Raw genomic sequence first — 9,353 nt, 5'->3', positions numbered from 1 at the left:
CGACCACACCCTCTACCAGGAACCAGCCGAGATCCCGATGCTCAAAACCGCTTGACAAAGACATTGAGATTCCCAATGCCCAGGCACGGCGCGGCCCTCAACCTCTGGCNTTCCCAATGCCCAGGCACGGCGCGGCCCTCAACCTCTGGCGGTCGCTCGCTGATCATGGTCATGTCCGGGATCTTGCCCGAGTTCTTCGCAGCAGGCCGTCTCGGACGCCGGATGGCGCGGCCGGTGCGCAAATGCTGATGCAGATCACCACGCAAGCCACCCCGACCGCCCCCATAAAGCGCCTGGTAGATCGCCTCCGGGCTGACCCGCATCTCCTGCCGATCGGGAAACACCGCAGCCAAATGATCACTGATCTGTTCCGGACTCCATTTCAGGCACAATTTTTTCTGTACCAAGAGCGCCAGCTCCAGATGGTCGAATTTGCTGGCCTTCGGGCGACGTCCACGAAGTTCGGCCTGCCTCTGCGCCGCATACGGGGCATACTTCGTCCGTGCCTGCGGGCCAGTCTTGGACCCGCCTCGAGCCAGCTCCCGACTGATCGTGGCAGCAGACCGGCCCACCAGAGCAGCGATCGCCCGCACGCCGGTGCCAGCCAGGTGCAAGTCCGCGATCTGCAGTCGTTCCTCCAAGGACAAGTACCGCCCAGACTTCTCTGCCTCAGGAAGAGGGATCCGCCCACCCGTTGCTTGACGCCAACGCCGTCCAGTTCGTCGATTCACCCCGACAGCATCGCACGATGCGGTCAGCGTCGAGCCTTGAGTGATCAACACCCAAAACCGCGCCTGTTTCTCAACGAGCTCATTCTTCGACCACACGTACAACACCTCACAAAAATAGAGTGTTGCGACGACCGGTTGAATCCGCCAACCCCTTACGGGACGAATCGACGTCCGTCGGTGGCGCGCTGCGGACTGCAAGGACAGCCCTGCTACGCCTGCCGGGAATTGAAGTGGGCGCCGGCTCCCGGGATCTTCTGCAATTCAGCGACCGTTTCAAGCGGTAGCTGTGTCGCTGCGGCAATCTGGTCGGCTGAATACCCCTCTAGACCCCACTTCTCGATCAATGCGTCCATCTCCCGGCCCGCGCTCTCGGGAAAGCGTTTCTCTCGCTGAACTATTTCCCACAGACGCTTCAGCCGTTGGATGTCCACGGCCGGAATCTCTGCGCGGGTCCCATGATTTGGCTTACGCAGCTCGAACTGCCAGCCAGGGTGGCGAGCATCGTCTTCTATGTCTTCTATGTCGTCTCTGTTGTCCGAAATCATTGCCCCCTCGACAGTTCCGACACGGATCTGGAGCCAGTGATGCACACAGCTGGCATTCCGCGACCGTGGATGTCGTCAGGCTCGATCTCGTCGCGGAGTGGTCCTAGAAATCCGAACTCCCTGAGGGAAGGCGCGTGAATGTTCATCATCACCCAGTCTCTCGCATCGACCGAGGCGACTGTCAAGTGATCGACGCTCCCAGCGCAGCGTGATCCCGCAAGTGGAATCCCCTTCGGGACAAGTTGGAGGACGGGCATTCGCGTCGACACGGAACGACCTCCGTCAGACCTGCGCCCGACTCGCCCGTAGCATCGCTGGTCGTAGGGTGAAGGCATGGCTCGCATCCGAAGCATCGCGCTCGCTCTCTCGATGGTCTTGCTTTTCTTGTTAGGCGTCACCGGCTGTGGTTCCCAGTCCACGGATGCCAACGTGTCGCCGGCCGCTGCGTCCGGCGGCGCGCTCACCGAGTGGTCGAGCATCACCCAAACGATCGCGGGCTCCATCCGTCCCACCTTCGATGCGTTCGAGGGCACGTGGACTACCGCTGAGCGCTACGCGCAGGTTTGGACGTCAACCTTTCCGGCCACCAGCTTCGACCCGGATCATGACTCGTTCGCCTACGGGGCCCAGCTTGCTGGACTGGTTGACAGCGACCAGCTGCGAGTGACGGGCGGGTTCGACGGTGACAACTGGATATACCTCGTCGAGGTGTCTTGCGATACCCCAGGGTTCCGGGCTCCAGCGCCGGGGGTATCGATCGAGCCCTTCGCGCACGCGTAGGCAGCTGCGTCAGGTCAGACCGTGGATGGCAACGGGATCGCTATTGGAGCTGAACACCGTCGGGATGGGGTGCTGCCACGGGCGATTCCTGTTCCTTGCCTGGGTACTCGACCAGTGTCACCGACGACTTCGATTCATCTGGGATCGCAGCGACAAGCTTGTCCCGCAGGGATCGATTCTTTTGGTCGGTTTGCGATCCAAATTTGTCGCCTCGAAACTCTCTTAGCCACAGCCAAAGTATCGCCCCAAATATTGGGACGACTTCGGATGAGGAGACGCCTCGCGATCCATAGCCTTCGAGGCATTTCTTTGGGCGATGTGCTCTGATTCCAGCGCTCAACGCCGGCGTTCGTTTCCCGTAAGGGGAACCCCCTACGGGACGCCGAATTCGGAGAACCAGAGGAGCGCACGGGCAAACGCCTTCATCGGCGTCCGCCGGACGTCGAAATGATGCCTACTGTTGCTTTCGCGTGGCATAGCTGTTCGCTGCAGCCCAAGACCCGAACAGGGCGACGAATTGCACGAGCGCGATGAACTCGTCACTGAGGGCATCTGTGAAGAGTGTGACGAGAACCGTGACGACCGCCATCACTAATGCAACGATCCCATTATCCGCATTCCACTCTGCAGAGGTCTCGAAAAGGCCTACGCAGTGACGTCGATGCCTGTTCGGGGTGATTGTTCCGCAAGGTAGCTCAATGCGTTACCGATGGCGACACCGAATGATTGCGAGTACTCGTCGCCGGCATACTTTGTCGCCATCAGGTGAAGGTACGCCGGCGAAATTTCCTGACCAGCCGAAAGATATCCCGACTGACGGTCTAGCGCAATTTCGACTGCAAACATGGAAACTATATTTGAATTTTCATCGACTCGTCGCCCAGTCGCTTGATACACGATCTCGCGATCAGATGCCGTCAAAGCGGACATGAGTTTGTCGCCCGAAAGTCCTTCGATAGGACGAGTGGCAGAAGTTCGACTCGGGGTGAGCCCCGCGACCGACGAGGCTGAGCTGATGCTGAATGACATACGAATCTCGCTTCTAGTAGGTGTAGTTAATCTGGGTGTTGAGTTCCACGGGATATAGAAATGGACTCAGCGCATAAGCGGGGCCTGTGGGGATGTGGACGCCAGCGGACACGGCGAACGTGTCCGCTGGCGTTCACACCCGCGTCACCAGTCCCACAACGATCTCCTGATAGGTGAGCCCCGGGACGGCGGCTTCTGGATCCCACACCGCAAGCGTCAGCACCATCACCGCCGCATACACGCCCGCGACAACCGGCCCCGCCCACAATGAAATATGATTCCCCATTCCTGCACACTAGCGCGAGACCGCACCACGCTGCCGAGCGCTTCTCGCGCCGAGCGCCCTCATCGCGCAGGGGCCCGTAACTGGGACGCCCACCGGGCGCGTTGAAGCGTGATTCCTCAAGTCGATTCGCTGAGCGAGTTGCCCGTATGGGGAACCCGCTACGGGTCGATTCGGATTGGTGTCAGCGGTTGACCGTGCGGCTGCGCAATTGAGCTGACTGAACCATCGCCAGGGCAGTCAGGACGAACAGCCCCAAGAGCGCTGTCAGGCTTCCGATGGCCAGTCCAGAGATGAACCAGCCGGGTGACACGATCAGCTCCGTGCCGTCTTCGCTTAGATAACGGCATTCAAGTCCGACAGGCCAGACGGAAAAGGTGCCCGTGGCCCCACGCTCGAGCACGGCCTCAGCGGGTGCCTGTTGGGAAATAGCACATTGATACCCAGGAGCTCGTGCTTCATAGGCGGCAGCGGCAACAGGAACGCCGCACAGCAAGGCCACGAGAATGAGGATCGCTGTCAGACCAGTCTGAAAACTTCGGCTCATATCTGATCAAACCACAGACCGGGCGCACACGGTGCAGCGGTAGTCCGAGTAGACAAAGTGGCCGATTTGTGTTCGTGAGCGCGAACCGCTCATGCGACCGGGAGAGTGGGAAGAGCGTCGTCACGTCGGGGCCCGGTCATCCAGACAGAGTCACCACGGTTCGGGTCGGGGTCGTTCCGGCCGCTGCTGGTGAAACCGATCTTGTCCAGCACTCGAAAAGAAGCGGCATTCCACGAACGGACCGTGGCCCAGAATCTTGTTTCTTAGGCGATTTCCGGCTCCTGCAGGGTTGACCCGCCGATGATCAGATCACAATAGCAAATGAAGTGGCCGTCAACTTTTGTCTCGATGGCCAGAAGGGCCAAACCGGTCTGAGTCGACTCCTCGAGTTTTTATTCGCCCGGATGATACGTTTTTAACGTGCCAAAGATGGCATGAAATAAGATTCAAACGAGAATTCCTATGAAGAAGACCACACGAATCACGATGGGTCTCATTACCTCAACCGTCATCGTGCTATCCGGAGCCACAGCAGCCATGGCAGGAACCGACAACGAGCCGTACAACACCACGGTCGGCAAGTTCAACGGCAGTGGATACACCGGTTATCAGGTCAAGGACATTTACGGTGCCACGGGTCGCCTCGAATCGGCCACAGTCGGGGGGGACTATCTCGTGGACGCACGGATGCAGTCCAGCAATGGCGCCACCGGCAGTTGGGCACGCAACGTCAGTGACGGAACCAATCATGATCTAGTCAACGGTATAGCAAACGGTCAATACGTCCGCGTGCAGTTCAGCAATGACGCCTTCACCCCGGTCGATGTCCAGGTCACGGGGGACTGGAGGAGCAACTAATAACAAATCGCTAGCTATAGAGAGAATGCGGTCGGTCCCATGGACCGACCGCATTCTCTTGGGAAGTTCACTAAATTGCTGAAAACCGTTCGTTCTGACCTGAAAAAAACTTTTCTTTCCTGGAAAGTGACGTTATTGCTGCTGGCGCTACTAGCCCTCCCCAGCGTCTACGCAACAGCGATCAGCGACGGATATGCCCTCTTCGGTCCGGCGGATTTTTTCACTTTGATCATACCCTTCGCTCTGCCCCTGGTCTTCCCGCTGATCGCTGTAGCTCTCTATGCGCTACCGTTCTCCAATGAGTTAAGCCATCGCTACATCGTCTACACAAGGACCCGCTCAAACATTAGGCGATATTTGACAAGCAAAGCGCTTGCCAACATTGTCGTCGCCTTCGTTGCTTTCTTCTTAGCAGCGTTCATTCCGTTCTTATGGGCGTTCGTCGTTGAACCATCTGTCGGTGTGATTAACCCGTACCGTCAAACTATGGTGGGGCTCTCGCCGGCAGAGCTCGAAGCGTACCCAGCCACCGTTAACACGTTCTCCCAGCTACTCAGCATCGGCCCGTGGGCCTATGGCCTGGGATACTCCTTGTGGCTGGGGATGAATGGTGCTCTCTATGCGTCCATCGGTTTTCTATTGCTCTTGGTGGTCCCGAACCGGTTTGTCGCGCTGTCCATCCCATTCATTGGCTACCACATTGCTAATTTCGTCTTTGCTGTCCTGACCATCCCGCAATACTCCCCGGCAATCGTCTTTCCGTTCAACCTCACCCAATTTCCACTCTGGGTCCCGTTCGTACCGTTTACGGTTCTGGCTGTCTTGGCGCTTTCTCTTGCTCTCTACGTGCGGCGACGTACTAGAGAGCTGGACGTCCTCTTGTGACACACCGCATCGTAAGAAGCCTCAATTTCGCTCCCTGGCACGTGGCCCTGTTGGCCCTCAGCATGGTCTACGGCCTCTACCTACGACAGCAGTTACAGGTTATTTCACATGAGCTGATGGTGCCCCTAAACATGTGGGATCAAATCCTCACGTTCTTGCTGGATCCGTACTACATCAGCTACCTCTTCGTGCCAATCTGGCTCTACTCCTCCTGCGTTTCCATCCAGCGGCACTTTAGCGTGCCGGCTTTGATCAGGCTCGGCAGCTACCGCTCATGGCTGTATCGCTCGACCCTGCACGCCCTGGCGAGGTTGATACCGCTGCTGCTGATCTGGCTGGTCTCAGCCACGGTCACGGCAGCAGGTCTACCACTGTCCATAGACTGGAGCGCTACCAGCACCGTTGGGAATCCGCTCAATCAGGTGCTGGGATTCGTGTCGAACCACGGCATCCCTCCCCTGCTCGTACTTGCCCTGCAGCTTATGCTTGTGGGTCTGACACTGCTATGCCTGCATATGGTGCTGGCCCTGGTACATCTACTCTCGTCAAAGCAGGTCGTCATCTACGCCGCCGCTGCAGCGCTATTCTTCGCGCAACTGATTTCCTTTCGCAGCCGGATCGAGGCCGCCCCGTTCCTAGATTTGGCGAACTTTTTCCTGCTTCACCGGAGTTTCACCGCGTATGACCCCGTCGCGCTAGTGTTCTTACCCGTCATAGCTGTGATCGGACTCTGCGTCGCCGGGGTGCAATACCAGGACCGCCGTCACCGTAGCACTCCCTTGCGATTGCCGGGATCATTGTCGACACTGCTCTACGTCGGGCTGTGCGCTCTGGGCCTTATATATGCGCTGGCCTTCGAGCTCAGGAACGAGGTCGGCACCCCAACCGATGTCCTCTTCGTCGCGTTCTATGGAGTATCCGCTGAGGGGTTTGAATGGAACCTCTACCTTTACCACAGCATTGTCTTCTTGGGCTTTGCGTACCTGTTCTTGCTGGTGCTAGAGAACGAATTGAAGGCACGTATCTACTACGTGGCCCTGCGCCACGGCTCACCCACCAGGTGGTTTTCCCGTTTCATCCTCCCCGTCGCGGCGCGCGTACCGTTGCTTCTCGGTGCCCTATTTGCCGGTGCACTGCTCATCGGGTTGGCCGGTGGCCCCAGCGCGGATGGTAATGCGCTTGCTGATCTCAGACTTGGTCAAGGCTGGGTGCTCTATCAGTTCTTCATCAACGGAACGCTGCAAGTACTGTGTTACATCCTTGTGGTCTTCGTCATCGGATGGCTCAACGGCCGGCCGATGGCGGGCCTATTTGCCCTCGGCTGCCTACTCGTGGCAGGTCTGCCCGCCGTCAATAGTGCCCGGGTGCTGCCAGCGGCCCTGAACAGCCTTGGGTACGTTGGGCTCGGTGGACAAGAACTCCTCCGCATCACAGCTGTTCTGAGTGTCTACTGTCTTGCCCTTCTGCTGGGTGCACTTCTGATCGTCAAGAGTCCGAAACTATTTTTCAACGAAAGGGTTTGATATGGCTGTCATCCAACTTGAGAAAATCACCAAATCGTTCAAAGGAACCACGCTGTTCGAGAACGTGAACGCTACCTTTGATGCCGGCAAGATCTACGGAATCGTCGGGCACAACGGGTCCGGGAAATCGGTTCTGTTCAAACTGATCTGTGGTTTCATCGTCCCCGACTCGGGCACAGTAACCATTGATCCCACCTATATGTCGAAAAATCGCACCTTTCCCGAGAACTTCGGCGTCATCATCGACCGGCCAGGTTACCTTCCACAGAAAACCGGGTTGGACAATCTCCGTGACTTGGCTAGAATCCGGGCAGTCATCGGGGATGACGAGATCAGGACCGCCATGAAGTCTGTCGGGCTGGCACCTGATACTAAACAGGCCGTCAGAAATTACTCCCTTGGCATGAAACAAAAACTAGCCCTCACCCAGGCCATCATGGAAGAACCGCAAGTGCTGCTGCTCGATGAGCCGTTCAATGCCCTCGACGTGGACAGCGTCGAACTCGTCCGGAATCTTCTCGCCAGCTACCGAGACAAGGGCCGAACTGTAATCTTCACTAGCCACAACCGCGAAGACATGGATCTCCTCGCAGATCACGTCTTCCGAATTCGGGCAAACTCCCTAGAACAGACCGCCTGACCGCTGCGTAGAGGGGCAAATTATTAACTGGCTCTCGTGTCGTAACCGTGGGTCAATTCCGGGGAATGTCATCAATAGTCGACCGACCCTGGGCATCAATGACGCGAGTCGATCGTGGATCTCGTTCGAGCCACAGCCCTCGTACGGCCGCACTATCTGAAGGCCGCCAAGGCCTAATCCGCAGTCGCGGCGTCTCAATTGCTTGAACAAGGCTGTGGAATAGCTGCACGTCTTCACCCTAGCCCGGGGCAGAACCAGATTCTCTGGTGCCCATTTGAGGGGCCTTGAACGCGATAGATTTGCGGCCACCCACCGAGGGACGAAGGGTGGCCGATGCTGTTCCAATATGTGTCCCGTGGCGATGATTCTTACGTGTCGGTTCGCTACTCGCCGACTGTGCCGTCGATCGCTTCGCGCAGAAAGTCGGCGTGGCCGGCGTGACGGGCGGTCTCCTCAACAAGGTGTAGCAGCACCCATCGGAGCGAGAAGTTGCGACCATCGCCCAGCGCCTTGACCGATAGTTGATCCAAGCCTGTCGATGTGAGCACGACTTCCCGGCTCCGATTACAGGCTTCGCGGTAGCGGCTGCGCAACTGCACCGGCTCAAGGAGGGCCGCAGTGCGGAACTCCCAGTTCGGATCGGCGTCCCTGTCGACGCTGGCCCATGGCTCTCGATCAGGGAGGCCAGCAAAGCGAACCTCCATCCAGACTTCTTCCGTCAGCGCCAGATGGAACAGCAGACCCGCGAGGGTGAGTTCGGATGGGGAGTGCTTCTGTGTCAGCTGCTCACGGGTCAGTCCGTCGGTCTTCGAAAGCAACGTCTCACGCTGGTAATCGAGGTACTGCGAGAGCATGCCGAACTCCGCACCATTGGGATCAGGGTCGATTCGCATTCGCTCATCCTCCCAGGAGGCGAAGACGCGTCGCAAGGGAACTCGACGATGGCATGCCCGTAAGCCGAACGGCGGATTTAACCGGTCGTCGCAACACTCGATTTTTGTGAGGTGTTGTACGTGTGGTTGAAGAATGAGCTGGTTGAGAAACAGGCGCGGTTTTGGGTGTTGATCACTCAAGGCTCGACGCTGACCGCATCGTGCGATGCTGTCGGGGTGAATCGACGAACTGGACGGCGTTGGCGTCAAGCAACGGGTGGGCGGATCCCTCTTCCTGAGGCAGAGAAGTCTGGGCGGTACTTGTCCTTGGAGGAACGACTGCAGATCGCGGACTTGCACCTGGCTGGCACCGGCGTGCGGGCGATCGCTGCTCTGGTGGGCCGGTCTGCTGCCACGATCAGTCGGGAGCTGGCTCGAGGCGGGTCCAAGACTGGCCCGCAGGCACGGACGAAGTATGCCCCGTATGCGGCGCAGAGGCAGGCCGAACTTCGTGGACGTCGCCCGAAGGCCAGCAAATTCGACCATCTGGAGCTGGCGCTTTTGGTGCAGAAAAAATTGTGCCTGAAATGGAGTCCGGAACAGATCAGTGATTATTTGGCTGCGGTGTTTCCCGATCGGCAGGAGATGCGGGTCAGCCCG

The 9,353-nt window shown here is 58.2% G+C and carries 13 protein-coding genes; 6 read left to right on the top strand and 7 right to left on the bottom strand.

The window, feature by feature from the left end; translation table 11 throughout:
* Nucleotides 1–41: 41 nt before the first annotated feature.
* On the bottom strand, nt 42–731 hold the full coding sequence (locus CXY73_RS21730) for an IS30 family transposase (RefSeq protein WP_255411331.1): 690 nt from the start codon (nt 729–731) through the stop codon (nt 42–44).
* Between the two features lie 209 nt (nt 732–940).
* Entirely contained in the window at nt 941–1,276 is a 336-nt protein-coding gene (locus CXY73_RS00525) for a hypothetical protein (protein WP_104176450.1), read from the bottom strand.
* Nucleotides 1,277–1,609: 333 nt separating this feature from the next.
* Here CXY73_RS00525 and CXY73_RS00515 point away from each other — a divergent pair, with 333 nt between their 5' ends.
* Nucleotides 1,610–2,056 (top strand): hypothetical protein, encoded by a 447-nt coding sequence (locus CXY73_RS00515; RefSeq protein ID WP_104176448.1) that lies wholly within the window; start codon nt 1,610–1,612, stop codon nt 2,054–2,056.
* A 454-nt stretch (nt 2,057–2,510) separates the two neighbouring features.
* On the opposite strand, the gene CXY73_RS22430 is transcribed toward CXY73_RS00515, so the two are convergent.
* The 4 genes from CXY73_RS22430 to CXY73_RS21285 form a co-directional block, all read right to left on the bottom strand.
* Nucleotides 2,511–2,648, bottom strand: a complete 138-nt coding sequence (locus CXY73_RS22430; protein ID WP_233198054.1) for a hypothetical protein — start codon at nt 2,646–2,648, stop codon at nt 2,511–2,513.
* A 53-nt stretch (nt 2,649–2,701) separates the two neighbouring features.
* On the bottom strand, nt 2,702–3,085 hold the full coding sequence (locus CXY73_RS21290) for a hypothetical protein (protein ID WP_146071548.1): 384 nt from the start codon (nt 3,083–3,085) through the stop codon (nt 2,702–2,704).
* Nucleotides 3,086–3,218: 133 nt separating this feature from the next.
* Nucleotides 3,219–3,371, bottom strand: coding sequence for a hypothetical protein (locus CXY73_RS21725; RefSeq protein ID WP_158253960.1), 153 nt, complete (start codon nt 3,369–3,371; stop codon nt 3,219–3,221).
* Between the two features lie 181 nt (nt 3,372–3,552).
* Nucleotides 3,553–3,915, bottom strand: coding sequence for a hypothetical protein (locus CXY73_RS21285; protein WP_146071547.1), 363 nt, complete (start codon nt 3,913–3,915; stop codon nt 3,553–3,555).
* A 462-nt stretch (nt 3,916–4,377) separates the two neighbouring features.
* Between CXY73_RS21285 and CXY73_RS00500 the strand changes: the two genes are divergently transcribed.
* The 4 genes from CXY73_RS00500 (at nt 4,378) to CXY73_RS00485 (ending at nt 7,821) form a co-directional block, all read left to right on the top strand.
* Nucleotides 4,378–4,773, top strand: a complete 396-nt coding sequence (locus CXY73_RS00500) for a hypothetical protein (protein WP_104176445.1) — start codon at nt 4,378–4,380, stop codon at nt 4,771–4,773.
* Between the two features lie 75 nt (nt 4,774–4,848).
* On the top strand, nt 4,849–5,658 hold the full coding sequence (locus CXY73_RS00495; RefSeq protein WP_146071546.1) for a hypothetical protein: 810 nt from the start codon (nt 4,849–4,851) through the stop codon (nt 5,656–5,658).
* Nucleotides 5,655–7,181: a hypothetical protein gene (locus CXY73_RS00490; RefSeq protein WP_146071545.1), complete on the top strand. Its 1,527-nt coding sequence runs from the start codon at nt 5,655–5,657 to the stop codon at nt 7,179–7,181. The genes CXY73_RS00495 and CXY73_RS00490 overlap by 4 nt, the downstream gene beginning before the upstream one ends.
* Nucleotide 7,182: 1 nt before the next feature.
* Nucleotides 7,183–7,821, top strand: a complete 639-nt coding sequence (locus CXY73_RS00485; protein WP_104176442.1) for an ATP-binding cassette domain-containing protein — start codon at nt 7,183–7,185, stop codon at nt 7,819–7,821.
* Between the two features lie 383 nt (nt 7,822–8,204).
* On the opposite strand, the gene CXY73_RS00480 is transcribed toward CXY73_RS00485, so the two are convergent.
* Nucleotides 8,205–8,714 (bottom strand): DinB family protein, encoded by a 510-nt coding sequence (locus CXY73_RS00480; protein WP_104176441.1) that lies wholly within the window; start codon nt 8,712–8,714, stop codon nt 8,205–8,207.
* 300 nt (nt 8,715–9,014) lie between these two features.
* Between CXY73_RS00480 and CXY73_RS23355 the strand changes: the two genes are divergently transcribed.
* Nucleotides 9,015–9,353 (top strand): helix-turn-helix domain-containing protein (locus CXY73_RS23355; RefSeq protein WP_158253959.1); only part of this gene is annotated, 339 nt, incomplete at its 3' end.

This window comes from Cryobacterium sp. Y50 (assembly GCF_002929805.1).
GTDB lineage: Bacteria > Actinomycetota > Actinomycetes > Actinomycetales > Microbacteriaceae > Cryobacterium.
Note: the sequence above shows the minus strand (reverse complement) of the source record. Positions and strands in the feature narration are given on the sequence as shown.